Here is a 21,392-nt window from a genome sequence, read left to right as displayed (position 1 = left end):
CCCCGGCCAGCACGCTCGTGCCCGCGCGCGTCCCCGGCATCCACCGGAGACGCCGACGGGCCGTGGTCGCCACCGGAAGTTCCCGCCGACACCTAGGAGACGGCATGCGTCGCACCACGTTGCTCATCGGCATGATCGCCGGGCTGTTACTGTCGCTCGGCCTCGCACCACCCGCGTCGGCGGCCCCGGCCTTCCGCGCCCTGCTGTTCACCAAGACGGTGGGCTACCGGCACGACTCGATCCCCGCCGGGATCAGCATGTTCCAGCAGCAGGCGGCGGCGGAGAACTTCGAGCTGGTGCAGACCGAGGACTCCAGCGTCTTCACCCCGGCCAACCTCGCCACGTTCGACGTGATCATCATGTTCCAGACCTCCGGCATGGTCTGGACCTCGGCCGCCCAGCGGCAGGCCGTGGAGGGTTACCTCGCCAGCGGCAAGGGCATCGTCGGCATCCACAACGCCCTGGACATGGGCATCGAGGCCGAGTACCCCTGGTGGGACCAGACCCTCAACGGCGGCGCCCACATGCCCGAGCACTCCCCCGGCGTACTGCCCGGCACCGCCATCGTCGCCGACAAGCAGCACCCGTCGACGACGGGCCTGCCGGACCGGTGGAACCGCAGCGAGGAGTGGTACAACTTCGACACCAACCCGCGCGGCAACGTGCACGTGCTGGTGACCGCCGACGAGCGGACGTACAACCCGGGCTCCCGGGCGATGGGCCCGGACCACCCGATCTCCTGGTGCCGCAGCGCGGCCGGCGGACGGGTGTGGGCCACCGCGATGGGCCATGCGATCGCCTCCTACAGCGAGACGAACTTCCGCAACCACGTCCTCGGCGGCGTGAAGTGGGCGGCCGGCAACCTGCCCGGCGACTGCGGCGGCACCGTGTGGGGCAACTTCGAGAAGCGCACCCTGGACGACAACACGGTCGACCCGATGGCACTCAACGTGCTGCCCGACGGCCGGGTGATGTACGTCCAGCGCGGCGGCCAGGTCAAGATCTTCAAGCCGGCCACCAACAGCACCGTGACCGCCGCCACGCTGAGCGTCTACACCGGCGGCGAGGACGGTCTCACCGGCATGGCGATCGACCCGAACTTCGCCACCAACGGCTACGTGTACCTGTACCACTCACCGGCGAGCAGCAGCACCGACGTCAACCGCGTCTCCCGCTACACGCTGTCCGGGGACACCCTCAACCTCTCCACCGAGGCCCGGATCATCGACATCCCGGCCTACCGGGACCGCACCTTCCCCGAGCCCGGCCACACCGGCGGCTACATCGACTTCGGCCCGGACGGCAACCTCTACATCGGCACCGGCGACGACACCCCGCCGAACCTCGACCCCAACTGGCAGGGCTACGCGCCGCTGGACTGGCGTCCCGGCAAGGCCAACCTCGACGCCGCCCGCAGCGCCGGCAACACCAACGACCTGCGGGGCAAGCTGCTGCGCATCCGCCCGTCGGACAACGGCGGCTACACCGTCCCGACCGGCAACCTCTACCCCCAGGGCACGGCGCAGACCCGGCCGGAGATCTACGCGATGGGTTTCCGCAACCCGTTCCGGTTCTCGATCGACCCGGCCAACGGCTGGGTCTACCTGGCCGACTACGGGCCGGACCGCAACCCGCCCACCACCAACCGGGGCCCCGAGGGCCTGGTCGAACTCAACGTGATCAAGTCGCCCGGCAACTACGGGTGGCCGTTCTGCCACGGCGACAACCAGCCGTACGCGCCGTTCAACCCGGACACCGGCGTGGTCGGGGCCAAGTTCAACTGCAACGCCCCGGTCAACAACTCGCCCAACAACACCGGCCTGACCAGCCTGAAGCCGATCGTCGCCCCCAACATGTGGTACGGCTACGGCACCTCGTCGAACTTCCCGGAGCTGGGCTCCGGCGGCTCCGGCCCGATGGGCGGGCCGGTCTACCGCTACGACCCGGCGAACCCGTCGGCCACCAAGTTCCCGCCCTACTACGACGGCGTGCACTTCTTCTACGAGTGGTCCCGCAGCTACATCAAGGAGGTGCACTTCGACTCCGCGACGGCGGTGACCCGCACCAACTCGTTCCTGCCCGGGGGACGGTTCAACAAGCCGATGGACCTGGAGTTCGGCAAGGACGGCTCGCTCTACGTGCTGGAGTGGGGCACCAACTTCGGCGGCGGCAACAGCGACTCCGGGCTCTACCGGATCGACTACATCCAGGGCGGCCGGTCGCCGATCGCCAAGGCCGTCGGCACGCCCACCAGCGGCCTCGCCCCGCTGACCGTCCAGTTCAGCAGCGCCGGCACCACCGACCCGGACCCGGGCAACACGCTGAGCTACCAGTGGACGTTCGGCGACGGCACCACCTCGACGGCGGCCAACCCGTCGCACGTCTACACCAGCAACGGCAACTACACGGCGCAGCTGAAGGTCACCGACAACACCGGCAAGACGGGCTTCGCCAACGTCCAGATCACCGTCGGCAACTCCGCGCCGGTGGTCACCATCACCACCCCGGCCAACGGTGGCATGCTCACCTTCGGGGACAAGGTGTCGTACCAGATCAGCGTCACCGATCCGGACGGCGGCACGGTCGACTGCAGCAAGGTGGTCGTCAACCCGGCGCTGGGTCACGACGACCACGCCCACGAGACAACCGAGTACCCGGGCTGCTCGGGCACCATCTCCACCGACCTGCTCGGCGGGCACCCCGACGGGGCGAACCTGTTCTACGTGCTCAACGCCCGCTACACCGACAGCGGCGGCCCGGGCGGGGCGTCCCCGCTCACCGGCACCGCGCAGGCGATCCTGCAACCCAAGCACAAGCAGGCCGAGTACTTCAGCAGCAGCTCCGGCGTCCGGGTCGTCGACCAGGCCGCCGCGGAGAGCACCAAGCGGGTCGGTGACATCTCCAACAACGACTGGATCGCGTTCAACCCGATGAGCCTGGCGGGCATCTCGACGGTCAGCTACCGGCTGTCGTCGCCGTCCGGTGGCGGCACGATCGAGCTGCGGGCCGACTCGCCGACCGGCACGCTGCTGGCCACCACTGCGGTGCCCAGCACGGGTGGCTGGGACAACTACCAGTCCACCGCGCCGGTCAGCGTGGCCGCGTTGTCCGGCACCCACCCGCTCTACCTGGTGTTCAAGGGCAGCACGAACAACTGGTTCGACCTCGACTCGCACACCTTCGGCGGCAACGGGGTCGGCCAGCCGGGCACGGGGACCGGCACCGGCGTGGCGGGGAAGACCTGGACGCTCACCGCGCTGCACAGCGGCAAGCTGATGGACGTCAGCGGCGTCTCCACCGCCGACGGCGCGCAGCTCACCCAGTGGGCGGCCACCGGCGGCAACAACCAGAAATGGCAGGCCGTCGACGCCGGTAGCGGCGCGGTCTACCTGAAGGCGGTGCACAGCAACAAGTGCGCCGAGGTGATCGGCGGCTCCACCACGGCGGGTGCGTTCCTCCAGCAGGCCACCTGCAACAACACCGACCGGCAGAAGTTCACCGCCACGGCCACCACCACGGCCGGGGTCTACACGGTGCGCAACGTGCAGAGCGGGCTCTGCCTGGACGTCAACGGTGCCGCCACCACCGACGGCGCCCGGCTGTTGCAGTGGACCTGCCACGGCGCCAGCAACCAGCAGTGGCGGTTCACCCAGGTGTGACGCACGGTCCGCCGCCGTCGCGGCGGTGGCAGGCCGGGAGGGCCGGCTCCGGACATCGGAGCCGGCCCTCTCCGTTCGCGTCGGGGCCCCGCCCACCCCGGGTGGCAGGCGGGCCGTCCCGGTCCGAGCCGGCGCGATGGTCAGCGGGATGCCGGATCGCTGCCGCGCGACGGGACGGAACCTCCGCCGCCAGGCGGCCGACGTACGAAACGGCCCGGTCGTGGACGCCGCCGGACGGTCCGGGCCGGCAGGTCGGCAGCCCGCGACCAGGTTGTGTGCGGGCAGACGGTGATCGGCAGGGCCCGAGGTGCGGGCCCTGCCGATCGGTGGTGCGGAGGTCGTTCAGGTGTCCGGTGACCCGACTCGTCCCAGGCCACCGGCGGACCTCGGGAACCCCCGAGGTCCGCCGGTGCGCATTCTCAGCGCTGCCGGGTGAGCAGGCCCGGCCGGTAGGGCAGCAGGCCGTAGTCGACGCCGTCGGAGCTGGGCGAGCGGCCCTGGTAGAGCAGTTGCAGGTTGCACGGGTCGATGGTCATCGTCTGGTCCGCGCTGGTGCGCAGCAGCTCACCGTGGCTGATGTCGTTGGTCCAGGTGGCACCGCTGTTGGCCTTGCCGGCGAACGGGTTGCTCTCGGTGGCCGCCTGCGGGGTCCAGTTGCCGTTGAGGCTGGTGGCGGTGAAGGAGCGGAAGTAACGGCCCCGGGCCCCGATCGCCTCGACGATCATCAGGTACTGGTTCTGGCCCGCGACCTTGTAGACCTGCGGCGCCTCGAACAGGTTGTTCGTGGTGTCGCTCATGATGGTCGTGTAGTTGGAACCGAAGTTGCCGGGGAAGTTCCCGATCGGCATGCTCGCCCGGTAGATCTTGCCGTTGTCACCGGCGAAGAACAGGTACATGTTCTGGCTGTCGGCGATCAGCGTCTGGTCGATCGGGCCGGTACCGGAGCCGGTGATGCTGCCGGTGAACATCGTCTGGGCCGGGCCCCAACCGTTCGGGTTGGTCGGGTCGGTCGACGTGCGGTAGGAGAACGCCGCGCCGCCCCACTGGTAGGCGAGCACCCAGATGTTCTTCGGCGCGAAGTAGAACAGCGACGGCGCGACAGTGCCGGAGTTCATGCCGTTCTGCGACGCGGAGGCCATCTCCGACCAGTTGGTGAACAGGCCGAAGTTCATCGACCCCCACGAGCTGCCGAAGTCGTGTGTGGTGGCGTAGACGAGCTGCCTGCCGTTGTACGGGGCGACCGTGAAGTCCTTCAGCGACACCCAGCCCGACTTCGGGGTGGCCAGCGGACCGGTCGACGACCACCGGTAGGTCGACGGCAGCGTGCAGTTGCCGCTCGGCGGCGGGGTGGTGGGCGGCGGGGTGGTGGTGCCACCGATCTTGACGAGCTGCCACTGCTGGTTGGTGCCGTTCCAGTCGGCGTACTGCACGATGTTGCCGCCGTCGGCGGTGGACGCGCCCTGCACCTCGACGGCCCTGCCGCTGTTGCGGTTGATCAGCTGGATGTAGCCGTCGATGTCCTGGATGCTGAACTGCTGGTTGGCCGCGTTGTTGTCGGTCCACTGCACGATCGACCCGCCGTCGGCGGTCGACCAGTTGTAGACGTCGAGCACCTTGCCGGACAGCTTCGACTTCAGCCGGTAGTAGCCGCCGCCGGAGTCGACGAACTGCCACTGCTGCTGGCTGCCGTCGTTGCGGGTCCACTGGGTGATCCGGGCCCCGTCGTTGGTGGCCAGGTTGTAGACGTCGAGGGCCTTGCCGCTGTTGCGGTTGACCAGCACGTACGACGCGCCGGTGTCGATCGTGGCCGCGGCGGCCTCCGTCGCGGTGACCGCGACGACGGCACCGCCGCTCAGGGCGGTCACGAGCGCGGTGGCCGCCGACAACAGCCAGCGCCGACGGCCGGGACGGCGCAGAGCCGGGCCGGGATGCTCAGCCGGGAGGTGCATGGGGTGCTCCTTCTCAAGGACGGGTGGCCCCTGCGCGGCGGCCCCCGGTGACGTGGTCGCCGAGGGCCTCAGGTGGTCTGACCGACCGAGGCTCCGTGTCGACACGGAGCCGACCGGCGAGTGTGAACGCTCACATCGGTCAGTGCGTGTCGAAAAGGGTGCATGATCGGTTTGGTGGGGGCGAACGGACCGGCAGGGGCTCCATTCAGATCCGGCGATGTTACCAAAGGGTTTCGGGTGGCTCAAGGGTTGCGCCCCGCGCCCGCCCACCTCGCCGTACCGGTCACGATCCGTTGCCGGTCAGCCTTCCTGGCCGACTGTTAACGTTCACCACTCCGCGTCCCGGGCCCCGGAACGCCGGGCCGGTCCGGCATCCGGGAGACGACGGTGATCCCTTCCGATCCGGTGCGTGATGTGTCATCTTCGATGGATGCGGGTCGGTGGCCGGGCAGGCGGACGAGATCGGATCCGCAGCTACGGGGCGGCGGCACGATGCCGCTGACCAGCGCCGCTGGCCGACGCGCCGGCGGTGACCCCGGCCGGATACCGGGCAGCCGGATGCGGGCGACCCACGCCCGGCCGCGTACCGGGCTGGCCGTCGGGCTGCTGGTCGTCGCCCTGCTGGCGCTGGCCGGCGGGGTCGGCTACGCCGCCCTGGTGCACGTCCAGCAGGCCAGGATCCGCCACGAGCTGGACTGGGCGATGGTGCACGGCCGCCCGGCCGACCCGTCCGGCTGCACCTGGATCTTCGGCGGCGCGAGCGACACCGGGCACGGTGGCGCGCCGCCGGCCGGGTTCCCGGACCACGGGGCGATCCACACCGTGGCCCGCACCGGCCGCCCCCAGGTCGGGCAGGTCGCCCGCAACGGCACCGTCTACCACCTGCGTACCCAGTGGCGCGACGGCGAGGTCGTCCAGGTGGTCTTCGACGCCCGCTTCCAGCTCGCCGAACGGCGTCACCTGCTGTGGGCGGTGTCGACCGCCGCGCTGGCCGTCCTGGTCGCGGCGACCGCGACGGACCTGCGGCTGCGTCGCCGGTCGGTGCTGCCGCTGACCGAGGCGCTCGACCGGCAACGCCGGTTCGTCGCCGACGCCAGCCACGAGCTGCGCGCCCCGATCACCCGGGTGCACACGGCGGCCCAGTTGCTGGCCCAGCGCACGAGCGGCGCGGCGCACCACGAGGACCGGCAGGACCTGGACCGGCTGTTGCACACCACCCGACGGCTCGGGGAGATCGTCGACGAGTTGCTCCTGTCGGCCCGGCTGGCCGATCCGGCGGCGATGACCGGGCCGCCGGCCACCGTCGACCTCGCCGCGCTCGTCGTCGAGGCGATCGGGGCCGACGCGCCGCGCGCCGCCGCCCTCGGGGTGACGCTCGGGGTGACCGGCGCGGACCACCCGGTGCCGGTACGCGGTGTCGGGCCCGCGCTGCACCGGGTGGTGGCGGAACTGCTGGCGAACGCCCTGCACCACACCCCGGCTGGCGGGCGGGTGCAGGTGCGGTTGCGTCCGGCGGGAGCGGACCGGGTCGAACTGGTGGTCAGCGACTCCGGCCGGGGGTTCGACCCCCGGCACGCCGGCCGGATCTTCGACCGGTTCCACCGGGGCCCCGACGCCGGGGACCGCCGGGCCGGGCTCGGGTTGGCGCTGGTCCGCGAGGTGGTCACCGCGCACGGCGGCACGATCAGCGCCACCGGCCGGCCCGGGGCGGGCGCGACCTTCACCGTACGGCTGCCGGTGTCCGACGGGGGGCGGGCCGGTGGCCTGTCGACGGACGGCGACCCGGGCGGCGGCCGGTGGCCCTTCTGCTGGTGGGCGGGCCGGGACCGGGCGGGCGGGGAACGCGCGACCAGCAGATTCTGACCGGCGAGAAATTCCACCGGTCAACCTTCTGCCGTTTCGGTGCGACCATGAACGGATGACCGACCCGTCACCCCCGGCGCACGGCCCGTTGCTCCTCGTCGAGGACGACGCGGAACTGGCCGACATGCTGGTCGAGCTGTTCCACCGGGCGGGGTACCGGATCGATCTGGCCCGCGACGGTCAGCGGGGCCTGCACCTGGCGCTGCGCGGCCCCTACCAGGTGATCATGTTGGACCGGCGGCTGCCGGCGATCGACGGCGTCGACCTGCTCATCCGGCTACGACGGCGCTCCGTCGCCGCCCGGGTGCTGATGCTCAGCGCACTCGGCGACCTCGACGAACGCATCCGGGGTCTCGACGCGGGCGCCGACGACTACCTGCCCAAACCGTTCGAGGTGACCGAGCTGATGGCCCGGGTCCGGGCGTTGACCCGCCGCCGCTTCGACGGGGCCGAACTGATTCCCATCGGGGCCGGTCAGCTCGACCTGGCCCAGCGCGGGGTGCGGCTGCCCGACGGGCGGGAGGTGACCCTCAGCGGCCGGGAGTTCGAGCTGATCCGGCTGCTCGCCAGCCAACCCCGGATGGTGCACAGTCGCAGCCAGCTGCGGGGGCGGGTGTTCGGCGCGGACCGCACCGAGGCGGTGGTCGACACGTACGTGCACTACCTGCGGCGCAAGCTCGGCGACCGGGTGGTGCGCACCGTGCACGGCCTCGGCTACCAGATCGGCGCCCTGTGAGCCGGCCGCCCGGGGCCCGACGGCCCCGGGCGGCGCGGTGGCTCAGCGACCCACGAACCGGGCCGGGCGCTTCTCCAGGAAGGCGGCCATCCCCTCGCGCTGGTCCTCGGTGGCGAACAGGGCGTGGAAGGCCCGCCGTTCGAACAGCACCCCGGCCTGCACGCCGACCTCCTCGGCCTGCCGGACCGCCTCCCGGGCCAGCATCGTCGCGAGCTTCGGATACCCGGCCACCACCGCCGCCGCGGCCTTCGCCTCGGCCAGCAGCCGGTCCGTCGGCACCACCCGGGACACCAGGCCCCAGCGGTACGCCTGCGCTGCGTCGAGCTGCCGACCGGTGAGCACCAGGTCCATCGCCCTGGCCGCGCCCACCAGCCGGGTCAGCCGCTGGGTGCCGCCGATGCCGGGCATCACCCCCAGCCGCAGCTCCGGCTGGCCGAACCGGGCGTTGTCCGCCGCGAAGATCAGGTCGCACATCATCGCCAGCTCGCACCCGCCGCCGAGGGCGTAGCCGGCCACCGCCGCGATCTTCGGGGTACGCAGCGCGGCGAACGCGTCCCAACCGGCGAAGTGGTCGTCCGACGCCACGTCCAGGAAGGACTTCCCGGCCATCTCCCGGATGTCCGCCCCGGCCGCGAAGACCTCGTCCGAGCCGGTGAGCACGAAACAGCCCACCCCCGGGTCGCGGTCCAGCGGGCGCAGCGTCTCGACCAGCTCGGTCAGCAGCGCCGTGTCCAGCGCGTTGCGCACCTCGGGCCGGCACAGCCGCACCGTTACCACCCGGTCGTCCTTCTCCACGGTGATCCTCATCGTCGCCTCCCTCTCCTCAGGAATCCCAGATCGCGCCGTACGCGGGCACCCCGCGTTCCTCCATGCCCCGCACCACCTGCCAGGTCAGTGGGCGGTTCGAGATGCAGATGACCGCCTCGGCGTCGTAGCGGCGGCACGCCTGCCAGGCCAGCCGCAGCATGTCGGGCTTGCCGTCGCGGGCGGTGTCCCACAGCAGCGCGTCGGGCTGGTGGGCGAGGATCTCGTCGACCAGGTCGTCGCCGAAGGTCTCCCGGTGCCGGCGGGCCACCCAGACCAGGTGGGCCGGCACCTGCCCGGCCAGCAGGTGCGGCAGCACCGGGCCGATCCCGCTGCCGGTCGCCACGTACAGCACCCGCCGGAACAGGGTCTCGATGTTGGCCACCCCGGCGGTGCTGATCCCCTTCACCCAGACCCGCCGCGGCGGATCGTCGACGAACCGGCCGGTCCAGTCACCGGCCCGGCTCACGGTCAGCCGGAACCCACTGCGACCCGGCGCCGGCACGTTGGCGAAGGAGTGCCACTCCCACAGCGGGCTGCGACTCACCGCCGTGGACGAGCCGGGGAACGGCGTCACCCCGTGGTCGAAGTGGACCAGCGCCACGTGCGACGACGGACGGTGCACCACCACCGGCACCCGGCGCAGCCGCAGCCAGGGCAGGGCGATGCTGACGGTCAGCACCGCGAGCACCAACCCCTGCGGGGAGGTGGCCAGCGCGACCGGCCCACCGGCCAGGAAACCGGCCTGCGCCCAGAGCAGCAGCAGGGCCGCCCAGCCGCCGAGGCGGTGGGTACGCTCGAACAGGTCGTGCCGGCGGGACCGCACGGGCGGCAGCGCGGTGCCGACGACGGCCAGCAGCAGGACGGCCACCGCGTACCCGGTGACCAGCGCGCCCGTCGGGCCGCCCCGCACGGTCAACGCGCCGAGCTGGGCGAGGAACCAGGCGGTGCCGGCCAGCGCCGCGCCGACGTGCAGCCCCCCGAAGTGGTAGACCTTGCCCAACGTGGCCCGCACCCGCAGCGGCCACCTGGTGGGTGCCCGGGTGGCCAGCCGGAACAGCAGGTTGATCACGTACTGCTGGCGGATCAGCACGGCCAGCGCGACGTTGCCCAGCGCGGCGACGCCCAGCGCATCGGCGGCCCCGGGGCCGTGCCACCAGCCGGCGGCCAGCCCGTACGCCAGCAGCGCGGCGTTGCCGGCGAGCACCGCCGCGACGAGCCGGTGGTGGTGCATGAACCGGGGATGGGCCAGGACCCGGCGCAGCGTCGACACCGGCGGGGGAAGCACCTCGTCGGGGTGGCCCGCCGGGCCGGTGCGCGGCGGCGTCGACACGGGTCGCAGACCGGTGGTGGTCACGCCGCCGCCTCCTCGACGTGGGCCCACTGCCACCGCAGGTCGAGGGCGAGCCTCGACAGCGCGTCCCGGTCGACCTTGCCCCGGCCGGTCATCGGCAGTTCCGGCAGCGGGTGCACGGCCGCCGGCACGCAGTAGTAGGGCAGCGCGGCGGCCACCGTCTCCCGGCACCGCTGCGGGTCCAGCTCCGCGGGGGTGACGAAGGAGACCAGGTCCCGGTCGGTGAGCCGGAGGGTGACCGCGCGCCGGCAGCCCGGCACCGTCTCCAGCACGGTCGAGACCGCGTCCAGCTCCACCCGGAAACCCCGGACCTTCACCTGGTCGTCGGTGCGGCCGAGATGCTCCAGTTCCCCGTCCGCGCGCCAGCGGCCCCGGTCGCGGGTGCGGAACATCAACCGGCCGTCGCCGAGGAACGGGTCCGGGGCGTACCGCTCGGTGTTGAGCGCGTCATTGTCCAGGTAGCCGGCGGAGACGCAGTCGCCGCCGGCCCACATCTCGCCGACCTCGCCGATGCGGCAGGGCCGCCCGTCGTCGTCCAGGACGTAGACGGTGTTGTTCGGGGTCGGCCGGCCGATTGTCAGCGGCGCACCCGGCCGGTGCCGGTGCATGGTGTTGACGATGGTGGTCTCGGTCGGCCCGCAGCAGTTGTAGAAGATCCGGCCGGCGGCCCACCGGTCGGCCAGCGGACGCGGGCAGGGCTCCCCCGCCACCGCGACCACCCGCACCCCGGCGCACCGGTCCGGGTCGATCCGGGCGAGCACCGAGGGGGTGGCGACCACCACGTCGGCGCGGGCCGCGGTGGCGGTGAGGTCCCGGTCGCGCACCAGCAGGGTGCCGCCGTTGGCGAGGCAGCCGAGGATCTCCCAGGCGGCCATGTCGAAGGCGACGTTGAGCAGTTGGGCGACCGTCCGCCCGGGCCGTATCCCCAGGTCACCGGGGCTGGTGAGCAGGATGTTGGCGACGTTGCCGTGGGTGACGGTCACGCCGTTGGGGGTGCCCGTGGTGCCGGAGGTGAACAGCACGTAGCAGCCGTCGTCGGCGCGTACCGGGCGGTCCGGGACGGGGGCGGTGAGGTGCCCGCCGGGGGGCAGCGGCTCGGCCATCATCGCGTCGACCGCGAGCCGGGGCACACCGGGCGGCGCCGGCACCGCGTCCAGGGTCGCCGACGTGGTCAGCAGCACCCGGCAGCGGGCGGTCGAGGCGACCTGGCGCAACTGCGCGGCGGGGGCGATCCGGACGTCCTGCGGGACGTAGGCCGCCCCGGCCTTGAGGGTGGCCAGGATGCCCACCAGCATCGGCAGGGACCGGCTGGTGAACACGCCCACGGTGTCGCCGGTGCGCACGCCGAGGGTGACGAGCTGGGCGGCGAGCCGGTTGGCCTGGCGGTCCAGTTCGCGGTAGCCGATCCGTACCCCGAGGTGCTCGGCGGCGACGGCGTCCGGGGTGGTGGCGGCCCACCTGGCGAACGCCTGATGGATGCGCAGGTCGGGGGCGGGCACCCGGGGGCCCTGACCGAACCGGTGGAACAGCCGCCGGTCACGCGGTGGGAGGTGGTCCAGCAGGACCGACCGCCAGCCGTCCGGCCCGGCCGGGAGGGTGCCGACCGGGTGGCTGGCGGTGTCGTCGGTGGTCTGTCGTACGGACATGGGCCGCTCCTGTTCTGACCGGCCGCCCTGCGCGGCGATCGGAATCGATGCTGGCCAATGCAGATGGGAAATCTCTTAGATCCGCGGCGCAGCGGCCGTCCGGGCTCGGCATTGATAGGACGTCTGGGTGTCGCGGCGGAGGTTCCGGCACACCGGCCGGCAACTCGACGCCGTTCCTCGCCACCACCTGCGAGGCATTGACGTTACACAATGGAAACTCTAACGTCTGATGTCTCGACCGGGTACGTCGGCACCACCCACCTCCCACCCGGGGAGGGGCCTTCCGTGTGCCGTTACCGACCCGGCAGCCGGCGCAAGGTTCCAGCACGCCCGACCCGCAGTGCGCCATCCGGGCGTACGGCCACCGCCCCACACGACGGCCGTGCCCGCCGGAGCACTCCCGCAGAAACGGAGCGAACACGATGAACCACGGACGTCTGGTGAGCGCGGGGCTGACGGTGCTGCTCGGCGCGACGGTCGCCCTCACCGCCGGCTGCGGCGACCGGGGTGCCGGAACCGGCACGGGCGGCGGCAAGCCGCTCATCGGGGTCGACTACCCCCGCTCGGACACCGACTTCTGGAACTCCTACATCAGGTACGTGCCGCAGTCCGCCGGGGAGTTGGGGATCGACCTCAAGACCACCAACTCGCAGAACGACATCGCGAACCTCATCTCGAACGCCCAGACCTTCATGAGCCAGGGCGTCAAGGCGGTGGTGATGGCCCCGCAGGACACCGCCGCGATCGCGCCGACCCTGGCCCAACTGGAGAGCCGCAAGATCCCGGTGGTCACCATCGACACCCGGCCCGACACCGGCAAGGTGTTCATGGTGGTCCGCGCCGACAACCGGGCGTACGGGACCAGGGCCTGCCAGTTCCTGGGCACCAAGCTCGGCGGCCGGGGCAAGGTCGTCATGCTCCAGGGCGGCCTGGACTCCATCAACGGCCGGGACCGCACCGAGGCGTTCAGCGAGTGCATGGGCAAGCAGTTCCCCGGCATCAAGGTCTTCGGGGAGGCGACCGACTGGAAGGCCGACGTCGCGGCGTCGAAGTTGCAGACCCGCTTCGCCTCCGACCCGGACATCCGGGGCGTCTACATGCAGTCGTCGTTCGCGCTGTCGGGCACCCTGCAGATCCTCAAGCAGCGGGGTCTCCAGGTGCCGCCGACCGACCCGAAGCACGTCTTCGTCGTGTCCAACGACGGCATCCCCGAGGAACTGAAGAACATCGGCGAGGGCCTGATCGACGCCACCGTCAGCCAACCCGCCGACCTGTACGCCCGCTACGGGCTGGAGTACGCCAAGGCGGCGATCGGGGGCAGGACGTTCCAGCCCGGACCCACCGACCACGGCAGCACCATCATCCAGGTGCGCGACGGCCTGCTGGAGGACCAGCTCCCGGCACCCCTGGTGACCCTGGACGGCGCGCCGGTCGCCGGGCAGCCCACGGTGAGGTACGACGACCCCTCGCTGTGGGGCCGGCAGGGATGACCACCGCCCCGCACCACCCCCGCCACGACGAGCCACCGGTCGTCGAGGCGGTCGACGTCACCAAACGCTTCGGCTCCACGCTCGCCCTGTCCGGGGCGGGGATCATGGTCCGGCGCGGCGAGACGCACGCCCTGGTCGGCCGTAACGGTGCCGGCAAGTCGACGCTGGTCGGCATCCTGACCGGGCTGCTGGCCGCCGACGGCGGGGTGGTCGCCTTCGACGGCCGGCCGGCACCGCCGCTGGCCGACCGGGACGCCTGGCGGCGACGGGTGGCCTGCGTCTACCAGAAGTCGACGATCATCCCCACCCTCACCGTGGCGGAGAACCTGTTCCTCAACCGGCACGCCCGCTCCCGCGCCGGCCTGATCCGCTGGTCGAGCCTGCGGCGGGAGGCGCGACACCTGCTGGCACAGTGGTCGGTCGACGTCGACGTCCGGCAGCCCGCCGCGACGCTCTCGGTCGAGCAGCGGCAGTTCGTGGAGATCGCCCGCGCGCTGTCCTTCGGTGCCCGGTTCATCGTCCTCGACGAACCGACCGCCCAGCTCGACGCCGCCGGAATCGACCGCCTGTTCACCCGCATCCGGGACCTGCGGGCGCAGGGGGTGACGTTCCTGTTCATCAGCCACCACCTCCAGGAGATCTACGACCTGTGCGACCGGGTGACGGTCTTCCGCGACGCCCGGCACATCCTCACCGCCCCCGTCGCCGGGTTGAGCCGGCAGGCGCTGGTCGCCGCGATCACCGGGGAGGACGTGAGCATGCCGGAGGCCGACCACCGGCCGCCCGCGTCCGACGCACCGGTGCTGCTGTCGGTGCGGGACCTGGTCACCGCGTCCGGGGCCGGGTTGTCGACGGAGGTCCGGGCGGGCGAGGTGGTCGGCATCGCCGGTGGTGGTGGCAGCGGCAAGGTCGAGGTCGCCGAGGCGGTCGTCGGTCTGGCGCGCCCGGTGGCCGGGTCGGTCATCCTCGCCGGCCGGGTGCTGCGGCCGGGCAGCGTGCCCGACGCCCTCGCCGCCGGGGTGGGGCTGGTGCCGCAGGACCGGCACCGGGAGGGCCTGGTGCCGGGGCTGTCGATCGCGGAGAACGTCACGATGACCGTGCCGCAGCGGATCGGGCGCTACGGACTCATCTCCCGGGCCCGCCGGGACGCGCTGGCCCGGGACACCATCGCCGCGCTGACGATCAAGGCGTCCGGGCCGCAGACGCCGGTGGCCGACCTGTCCGGTGGCAACCAGCAGAAGGTCGTGATGGGCCGGGCGTTGGCCAACGATCCGCGGCTGCTGGTGCTGATCACGCCCACCGCCGGGGTCGACGTGCGGTCCAAGCAGACCCTGCTCGGTGTCGTCGAGGACGTCCGCCGCCGGGGCTCCACCGTACTGGTGGTCTCCGACGAGCTGGACGACCTGCGCATCTGCGACCGGGTGCTGGTGATGTTCCAGGGCCGGGTGATCGCCGAGATGGCCCACGGCTGGAGTGACAACGATCTGGTAGCCGCCATGGAAGGGGTGGACCTCCACCATGTCTGACACGCTGTCCACCGGCACGGTGCCGGCGTCGGCGCCCCCGCCGACCCGCCCGTCGTCGCGGCACCTGGCCGTCGCCCGGCTGCGGGACCTGGCGCTGGTGCCGGCGATCGTCGCGGTGGCGATCGTCGGGTGGATCATCAGTCCGGTCTTCCTCAGCACCGACAACGTCCTCAACGTGCTGCAGAGCATGTCGGAGATCGCGATCCTGGTGCTGGCCCAGACCATCGTGCTGATCACCGGCAAGATGGACCTGTCGCTGGAGTCCACCTTCGGGCTCGCCCCGGGCATCGCCGCCTGGCTGGTCGTCGACCCGGAGCTGACCCGGGGGTTGGGGCTCGGCCTGCTCCCGGACGCCTGGGCGGTGCCGGTGGTGCTGCTGGTCGGGGCACTGGTCGGGGCGTTCAACGGGCTGCTCATCGTCCGGTTCGGCCTCAACGGCTTCATCGTGACGCTGGGCATGCTGATCATCCTGCGCGGCCTGCTCACCGGCATCTCCGGCGGGCAGACCTTCTTCGCGCTGCCCGGGTCGATGACGTACCTCGGCTCGACGAGCTGGCTCGGGGTGCCGGCCTCGGTCTGGGTGTCGCTGCTGCTGTTCGCCGCCGGGATCGTGGTGCTCGGCCACACCCGCGCCGGCCGCGCGCTGTACGCCATCGGCGGCAACGCCGACGCGGCCCGCGCCGCCGGTATCCGCACCGACCGGGTGCTGTGGGTCGCGCTGGTCGTGGCGAGCGTGCTCGCCGCCCTGGCCGGGCTGCTGATCAGCGGCCGGCTGGCGGCGGTGCCGGCGGCCCAGGGCGACGGCGCGATCTTCCAGGTGTTCGCGGCGGCGGTGATCGGCGGGGTCAGCCTCAACGGCGGTCGGGGCAGCGTCTTCGGCGCGTTCACCGGCGTCCTGCTGCTCTTCATGATCATCAACGTGTTGACTCTGGCCGGGGTGCCTGCACAGTGGACGAACTTCCTCAACGGCGCGGTCATCCTGATCGCCCTGGTGGTCTCCCGCATCACCGGCGGCAGGGCGCAGACCTGAACGGCCCCCGCCGGCCCGATCCCGCGCGCCCCGCCCACGAGGCGGGCCGCCGACGCCCCGACCCCCTCAACCAGGAGTTCCGTTGACTGAGCGCATCACCGCGGTGGACACGATCGACGTCCGCTTCCCCACCTCCCTGCACCGCGACGGGTCGGACGCGATGAACCCGTTCCCCGACTACTCGGCCGCCTACGTCGTCCTGCGGACCTCGGCGGGCGGCGAGGGACACGGGCTGGTCTTCACCGTGGGACGCGGCACCGAGATCCAGGTCGCCGCCGTACGGTCGCTGGCCCCCATGGTGATCGGCCAGCCCGTCGACGAGCTGACCGCCGACCCCGGGGCGCTGGCGCGACGGCTCGTCGGCGACAGCCAGATCCGCTGGCTCGGCCCGGCCAAGGGAGTCGTGCACATGGCCGCCGGTGGCCTGGTCAACGCGGTGTGGGACCTCGCCGCCCGCCGCGCCGGCAAACCACTGTGGAAGCTGCTCGCCGACCTCAGCCCGGAACAGATAGTCGCGCAGGTCGACTTCCGCTACCTGCGCGACGCCCTCACCGAGGACGAGGCGCTGACCCTGCTGCGGCGGGCCGCCGACGGCCGGGCCGAACGGGAACAGCGGCTGCGGGCCGAGGGCTACCCCGCGTACACCACGACGCCGGGGTGGTTGGGCTACGACGACGAGAAGCTGGCCCGGCTCTGCGCGGAGGCCGTCCGCGACGGCTACCGGCTGATCAAGCTCAAGGTCGGCGGGGACCTGGCCGACGACGTACGCCGGATGGGCATCGCCCGGCAGGCCGTCGGGCCGCAGGTCCGCCTCGCGGTCGACGCCAACCAGATCTGGGGGGTGCCCGAGGCGATCGGGTGGATGCGGGAGCTGGCCGCGTTCGACCCGTACTGGATCGAGGAACCGACGTCGCCGGACGACGTCCTCGGGCACGCCGCCGTCCGCAAGGCGCTCAGCCCGATCCGGGTCGCCACCGGTGAGCACGTGCACAACGCGGTGGTGTTCAAGCAGCTGCTCCAGGCCGACGCGGTCGACGTGGTGCAGATCGACGCCTGCCGGGTCGCCGGGGTCAACGAGAACCTGGCGGTCCTGCTGCTCGCCGCGCGGTTCGGGGTGCCGGTCTGCCCGCACGCCGGCGGCGTGGGCCTGTGCGAACTGGTGCAGCACCTGGCGATGTTCGACTTCGTCGCGGTCAGCGGCAGCACCGAGGACCGGGCCATCGAGTACGTCGACCACCTGCACGACCACTTCGTCGACCCGGTCCGGGTCACCGGCGGGCGGTACCTGGCCCCCACCGCCCCGGGCATGAGCGGGCAGATCCGGCCGGAGTCCCTGGCCGCGTACCGGTTCCCGGACGGCCCGCAGTGGGCCGACGCCGCCGCGACCCCGGACCCGGTGACGCCGTGATCATCGACGCGCATCACCACCTGTGGCGGCCCGAACGCGGGTACACCTGGCTGGACGCGCCCGGGCTGGCGGCCATCCGGCGGCCGTTCACCCCGGCGGACCTGACCGCCGAACTCGCCGCCGCCGGGGTCACCGGCACCGTGCTCGTCGAGGGCGGACGCTGCCATCGCGACGAGGCCGCCGAGTTCCTCGGCTACGCCGCCGACACCGCACCGATCCTGGCGGTGGTGGCCTGGCTCGACGTCGCCGCCGACGACGTGCCCGCCACCGTGGCCCGCTACCGCCGGCTGCGCGGCGGCGGACACCTGGCCGGAGTCCGCTCGCAGGTGCAGGGCGAGGCGGACCCGGACCACCTGGACCGGCCCGACGTGCGGCGCGGGCTCGCCGCACTCGCCGACGCCGGGCTCACGTTCGACCTGGTGATCCGCGCCGACCAGCTACCGGCGGCGGCGCGGGCGGCCCGCGCGGTGCCGGGGTTACGGTTCGTCCTGGACCACCTGGGCAAGCCCCGCATCGACCAGGGCGACGCGGGACTGCGCACCTGGCGCGGTCCGCTGGCCGCGCTCGCCGCCAACCCCAACGTCACCGCGAAGCTGTCCGGCCTGGTCACCGAGGCCGCCCCGACGTGGACACCGGACGACCTGCGCCCGTTCGTCGAGGTGGCCGTCGCCGAGTTCGGCGCACAGCGGCTGATGTTCGGTTCGGACTGGCCGGTCTGCCTGCTCCGGTCGGACTATCCCGGGGTGCTGCGGGCGTTGACGGCGGCGCTGCCGCCGCTGTCGGAGCGGGACCACCGGGAGATCCTCGCCGGCACCGCCGTACGCACCTACGGCCTGGCGCAGCGGGTCGGCGCGGTCCACCCGGCGGGGCCCGCGTGAGGCCGGCCGGGTCAGGCGGCTCCCGCCTTGGCGGCCAGCACCGTACGCAGCCACGCCTCGGAGGTGTTGACGTGCATCAACGCGCTCGCCTGGGCGAGCAGCTGGTCCCGCGAGCGCAGCGCGCGGTAGATCGCGTGGTGCTCGTCGATGGTGGTGTGCGCCGAGTTGCCCTCGATCAGCCCGCGCCACACCCGGGCCCGCAGGGTACGGCTGGACAACCCGTCCAGCAGCGAGGTCAGGGTCTCGTTACCGGTGGTGGCGACGACGGTGTGGTGGAACGCGGTGTCGAACCGGATCAGCTTCTCGGCGTCGTCGGCCGCCGCCCGCATCTCCTCCAGGATGCCGCCGAGGTCGTCGAGCTGGGCGTCGGTCATCCGCAGCGCCGCCAGCCCGGTGGCCATCGGTTCCAGCAGCCGCCGCACCTCCATGACCTCCAGCAGGGTGTCGTCGCGCAGCAGCTCCACCGCGACCCCCAGCCCCTGCAGCAGCAGCCGGGGGGCGAGGCTGGTGACGTACGTCCCGTCGCCCCGGCGTACGTCGAGCACCCGGGCCGACTCGAGGACCTTGACCGCCTCCCGGACCCCGCTGCGCGACAGGCCCATCTGCTCGGCGAGCTGCGGCTCGGGGGGCAGCCGGGCACCCGGCGGCAGCTCACCGCTCTGGACCATGCTCCGGATCTTGGCGATCGCGTCGTCGGTCAGTGCCATCACGTCCCCCTCCGGCCGGCCGGTCGCGCGTCGTCCCGGCCGCTGCGGCGCAGACGGCCGACGGCGACCCCCACCAATATAGAGACATCCGATGTTTTCCCCGGCGGCGGTCGTCCCGCCGCCGCCATCCGCAGTGGAAAGGCGTGACGTGCAGCGCTACGGCTGGTTGATCCGGCTCCGACCGGAGCACCGCGAGACCTATCTGCGCCTGCACGCCGCCGTGTGGCCCGACGTCGAACGGACGCTACGCGCGGCGAACATCCGCAACTACAGCATCTTCCTGCACGGCGACCTGCTCTTCGGCTACTACGAGTACGTCGGTGAGGACCACGACGCCGACCAGCGGCGCATCGCCGCCGACCCCCGGACGCAGCAGTGGTGGACGCTGACCGACCCGTGCCAGGAGCCGGTCGCCGAACCCGGCCCGGGGCACTGGTGGGCGCCGATGCGGGAGATCTGGCACCTGTCCGAGGAGGAGTCGTGAACCACAGCGCGTACTACGTCGGCGACCACACCTTCGTCGTCGAGCGGACCGCCGTCGTACCGCCCGGCCCCGGCGAGGTGCGCATCGACGTCGCGTACACCGGGATCTGCGGCACCGACCTGCACGTGGCGCACGGCGCGATGGACCAGCGGGTCCGGGTGCCGGCGGTGATCGGCCACGAGATGTCCGGACGCATCGCCGAGGTCGGCCCCGGGGTGCCGGGACACCGGGTGGGCGACCCGGTGACCGTGATGCCGCTGGACTGGTGCGGTGACTGCCCCGCCTGCCGGGCCGGCAACAGCCACATCTGCCACCGGCTCACCTTCGTCGGCATCGACTCCCCCGGCGCGATGCAGCGTTCGTGGACGGTGCCCGCACGGATCGTGGTGCCGCTGCCGGCGGACCTGCCACTGACCCACGCCGCGCTGATCGAGCCGACCGCCGTCGCCGTGCACGACGTACGCCGGTCCCGGCTGACCGCCGGGGAACACGCGGTGGTCGTCGGCGCCGGGCCGGTCGGCCTGCTCATCGGGATGGTCGCCCGGGCAGGCGGGGCCGAGGTGACGGTGCTCGAACTCGACCCGCGCCGCCGGGCCCTCGCCACCGAACTCGGGCTGCGTACCGTCGACCCGGCGACGGTCGACGTCGCCCGGCACGTGCACGAGACGACAGGTGGGGCCGGGGCGGCGGTGGCCTTCGAGGTGTCCGGGTCCGCCGCCGGGGTGCGCACCGCGACCGACCTGCTCGCCGCCCGCGGCCGACTGGTCGTCGTGGCGATCCACCCCACCCCCCGGGAGGTGGACCTGCACCGCGTGTTCTGGCGCGAGCTGGAGCTGATCGGGGTGCGGGTGTACGAGCGGGAGGACTACACCGAGGCCGTCCGGTTGGTGCACGCCGGGCTGGTGCCCGCCGGGCGGCTGGTCACCCGGGTCGTGCCGCTGCCCGAGGTGGCCGAGGCGTTCCGGGCGCTCGCCGCCGGTGGCGAGGTGAAGATCCTTGTCGACTGTGGCGCCACCGGCTGAGCCCCGACCGTGTGATGATCGGCGGGTGCGGGTGGTGCTGGCGACCGACGCGGGGCACCCCGGGCGGGACAACGAGGACTTCGCCGGGGCGGTACCGGCCGGCCTGGTGCTGGTCGACGGCGCGGGCGGTGTCCCCGGGGCCGGCGAGGTCTGCCGGCACGGCGTGGCCTGGTACGCCCGACGGCTCGGCGGCGCACTGCTGGGCGGGCTGTCGACGGGCGGGAGCCTGCGGTCGGTGCTGGCCGAGGGCATCGGGCAGGTCACCGACGCGCACCGGGACACCTGCGACGTCGCCCACCCGAGCAGCCCGTACGCGGCGGTGGCGGTGCTGCGGTGCGCAGGCGGGCTGGTCGAGCACCTGGTGCTCGGGGACGCGGTGGCGGTCGTCGGCCGGGTGGCCGGCGGGCCGCTCGTCGCCCACGACCCCCGCGAGCCGGTGATCGCCCGGTCCTTCGAACAGCGGCTGGTGGGCGTCGCCGAGGGCAGCGGGGAGCACCGGCGGTTGCTTGCCGAACTGCGGGCGCGCCGCAACGCCCCGGGCGGTTTCTGGGTGGCCAAGGACGACCCCCGGGTGGTCGACGAGGCGGTCACCGGCGACTGCCCGGTGGCCGGGGTGACGGTGGCGGCGCTGCTGAGCAACGGGGCGAGCCGGCTCGTGGACACCTTCGGGCTCACCGACTGGGCGGGCCTGCTGCGCCTGCTGGACACCGCCGGGCCGGGCGGGATCATCCGCCGGGTCCGGGAGGCCGAGGCCCGGCACGGGGTCGCCACCGACGACGCGACGGTCGTCGGGTGGCACGGGACGGGCCCGGCCGTCGACGACTGAGCCACCCGGC

General features: G+C 72.8%; 16 protein-coding genes. 11 read left to right on the top strand and 5 right to left on the bottom strand.

The genetic code is table 11. The features are described 5' to 3' along the window. Positions 1-104 precede the first annotated feature (104 nt). Positions 105-3,659 carry a ThuA domain-containing protein gene (locus tag ACN260_RS09850; protein ID WP_422755655.1) on the top strand — a complete coding sequence of 1,185 codons (3,555 nt, stop codon included), beginning with the start codon at positions 105-107 and terminating at the stop codon, positions 3,657-3,659. Positions 3,660-4,078: 419 nt separating this feature from the next. On the opposite strand, the gene ACN260_RS09845 is transcribed toward ACN260_RS09850, so the two are convergent. Continuing rightward, positions 4,079-5,608: a non-reducing end alpha-L-arabinofuranosidase family hydrolase gene (locus tag ACN260_RS09845; RefSeq protein WP_422755654.1), complete on the bottom strand. Its 1,530-nt coding sequence runs from the start codon at positions 5,606-5,608 to the stop codon at positions 4,079-4,081. Between the two features lie 558 nt (positions 5,609-6,166). Here ACN260_RS09845 and ACN260_RS09840 point away from each other — a divergent pair. Together ACN260_RS09840 and ACN260_RS09835 are read left to right on the top strand one after the other, a co-directional pair. Beyond that, a complete protein-coding gene (locus ACN260_RS09840) occupies positions 6,167-7,471 on the top strand; it encodes a sensor histidine kinase (RefSeq protein WP_422755653.1) in 1,305 nt (434 codons plus the stop codon). A gap of 55 nt (positions 7,472-7,526) precedes the next feature. Beyond that, the gene (locus ACN260_RS09835; protein WP_420117458.1) at positions 7,527-8,207 is read left to right on the top strand and encodes a response regulator transcription factor; all 681 of its coding nucleotides are present in this window, start codon (positions 7,527-7,529) and stop codon (positions 8,205-8,207) included. 42 nt (positions 8,208-8,249) lie between these two features. On the opposite strand, the gene ACN260_RS09830 is transcribed toward ACN260_RS09835, so the two are convergent. Genes ACN260_RS09830 through ACN260_RS09820 form a run of 3 tightly spaced genes read right to left on the bottom strand, consistent with a single transcriptional unit; the run spans position 8,250 to position 12,011 of the window. Continuing rightward, entirely contained in the window at positions 8,250-9,014 is a 765-nt protein-coding gene (locus ACN260_RS09830; protein ID WP_422755652.1) for an enoyl-CoA hydratase-related protein, read from the bottom strand. A 16-nt stretch (positions 9,015-9,030) separates the two neighbouring features. Beyond that, a complete protein-coding gene (locus ACN260_RS09825; protein WP_422755651.1) occupies positions 9,031-10,368 on the bottom strand; it encodes a hypothetical protein in 1,338 nt (445 codons plus the stop codon). After that, complete coding sequence (locus ACN260_RS09820) at positions 10,365-12,011, bottom strand: amino acid adenylation domain-containing protein (protein WP_422755650.1); 1,647 nt, start codon at positions 12,009-12,011, stop codon at positions 10,365-10,367. Before ACN260_RS09820 ends, ACN260_RS09825 begins: the two co-directional genes overlap by 4 nt. Positions 12,012-12,433: 422 nt before the next feature. On the opposite strand from ACN260_RS09820, the gene ACN260_RS09815 reads away from it, so the two are divergent. The 5 genes from ACN260_RS09815 (at position 12,434) to ACN260_RS09795 (ending at position 18,343) form a co-directional block, all read left to right on the top strand. Further along, positions 12,434-13,501 carry a sugar ABC transporter substrate-binding protein gene (locus tag ACN260_RS09815; protein ID WP_422755649.1) on the top strand — a complete coding sequence of 356 codons (1,068 nt, stop codon included), beginning with the start codon at positions 12,434-12,436 and terminating at the stop codon, positions 13,499-13,501. After that, positions 13,498-15,027, top strand: coding sequence for a sugar ABC transporter ATP-binding protein (locus ACN260_RS09810; RefSeq protein WP_422755648.1), 1,530 nt, complete (start codon positions 13,498-13,500; stop codon positions 15,025-15,027). Before ACN260_RS09815 ends, ACN260_RS09810 begins: the two co-directional genes overlap by 4 nt. Beyond that, positions 15,020-16,057, top strand: a complete 1,038-nt coding sequence (locus tag ACN260_RS09805) for an ABC transporter permease (RefSeq protein WP_422755647.1) — start codon at positions 15,020-15,022, stop codon at positions 16,055-16,057. The genes ACN260_RS09810 and ACN260_RS09805 overlap by 8 nt, the downstream gene beginning before the upstream one ends. An 82-nt stretch (positions 16,058-16,139) precedes the next feature. Beyond that, positions 16,140-17,465, top strand: a complete 1,326-nt coding sequence (locus tag ACN260_RS09800; protein ID WP_422755646.1) for an enolase C-terminal domain-like protein — start codon at positions 16,140-16,142, stop codon at positions 17,463-17,465. After that, positions 17,462-18,343 (top strand): amidohydrolase family protein, encoded by an 882-nt coding sequence (locus ACN260_RS09795; protein WP_422755645.1) that lies wholly within the window; start codon positions 17,462-17,464, stop codon positions 18,341-18,343. The genes ACN260_RS09800 and ACN260_RS09795 overlap by 4 nt, the downstream gene beginning before the upstream one ends. Positions 18,344-18,354: 11 nt before the next feature. Here the strand turns inward: ACN260_RS09795 and ACN260_RS09790 are convergent, their stop codons facing one another. Further along, the gene (locus ACN260_RS09790; RefSeq protein ID WP_422755644.1) at positions 18,355-19,050 is read right to left on the bottom strand and encodes a FadR/GntR family transcriptional regulator; all 696 of its coding nucleotides are present in this window, start codon (positions 19,048-19,050) and stop codon (positions 18,355-18,357) included. 91 nt (positions 19,051-19,141) lie between these two features. On the opposite strand from ACN260_RS09790, the gene ACN260_RS09785 reads away from it, so the two are divergent. The 3 genes from ACN260_RS09785 to ACN260_RS09775 are packed head-to-tail and all read left to right on the top strand — an operon-like array spanning position 19,142 to position 21,382. Beyond that, positions 19,142-19,534 (top strand): L-rhamnose mutarotase, encoded by a 393-nt coding sequence (locus ACN260_RS09785; protein WP_422755643.1) that lies wholly within the window; start codon positions 19,142-19,144, stop codon positions 19,532-19,534. Continuing rightward, a complete protein-coding gene (locus ACN260_RS09780; RefSeq protein ID WP_422755642.1) occupies positions 19,531-20,556 on the top strand; it encodes a zinc-dependent alcohol dehydrogenase in 1,026 nt (341 codons plus the stop codon). Before ACN260_RS09785 ends, ACN260_RS09780 begins: the two co-directional genes overlap by 4 nt. A 25-nt stretch (positions 20,557-20,581) precedes the next feature. Then, positions 20,582-21,382, top strand: coding sequence for a hypothetical protein (locus ACN260_RS09775; protein WP_422755641.1), 801 nt, complete (start codon positions 20,582-20,584; stop codon positions 21,380-21,382). Positions 21,383-21,392 lie beyond the last annotated feature (10 nt).

Origin of the sequence: Micromonospora sp. WMMD708, from assembly GCF_049315245.1 — a bacterium.
GTDB classification, from domain to species: domain Bacteria; phylum Actinomycetota; class Actinomycetes; order Mycobacteriales; family Micromonosporaceae; genus Micromonospora; species Micromonospora wenchangensis.
Note: the sequence above shows the minus strand (reverse complement) of the source record. Positions and strands in the feature narration are given on the sequence as shown.

What these genes read in the sequence shown, in the direction of transcription:
- ACN260_RS09840 (WP_422755653.1), top strand. Translation starts at nt 6,167, where the DNA reads ATGCGGGCGACCCACGCCCGGCCGCGTACCGGGCTGGCCGTCGGGCTG.
- ACN260_RS09785 (WP_422755643.1), top strand. Translation starts at nt 19,142, where the DNA reads ATGTTTTCCCCGGCGGCGGTCGTCCCGCCGCCGCCATCCGCAGTGGAA.
- ACN260_RS09835 (WP_420117458.1), top strand. Translation starts at nt 7,527, where the DNA reads ATGACCGACCCGTCACCCCCGGCGCACGGCCCGTTGCTCCTCGTCGAG.
- ACN260_RS09790 (WP_422755644.1), bottom strand. Translation starts at nt 19,050, where the DNA reads ATGGCACTGACCGACGACGCGATCGCCAAGATCCGGAGCATGGTCCAG.
- ACN260_RS09810 (WP_422755648.1), top strand. Translation starts at nt 13,498, where the DNA reads ATGACCACCGCCCCGCACCACCCCCGCCACGACGAGCCACCGGTCGTC.
- ACN260_RS09830 (WP_422755652.1), bottom strand. Translation starts at nt 9,014, where the DNA reads ATGAGGATCACCGTGGAGAAGGACGACCGGGTGGTAACGGTGCGGCTG.
- ACN260_RS09805 (WP_422755647.1), top strand. Translation starts at nt 15,020, where the DNA reads ATGTCTGACACGCTGTCCACCGGCACGGTGCCGGCGTCGGCGCCCCCG.
- ACN260_RS09845 (WP_422755654.1), bottom strand. Translation starts at nt 5,608, where the DNA reads ATGCACCTCCCGGCTGAGCATCCCGGCCCGGCTCTGCGCCGTCCCGGC.
- ACN260_RS09815 (WP_422755649.1), top strand. Translation starts at nt 12,434, where the DNA reads ATGAACCACGGACGTCTGGTGAGCGCGGGGCTGACGGTGCTGCTCGGC.
- ACN260_RS09820 (WP_422755650.1), bottom strand. Translation starts at nt 12,011, where the DNA reads ATGTCCGTACGACAGACCACCGACGACACCGCCAGCCACCCGGTCGGC.
- ACN260_RS09850 (WP_422755655.1), top strand. Translation starts at nt 105, where the DNA reads ATGCGTCGCACCACGTTGCTCATCGGCATGATCGCCGGGCTGTTACTG.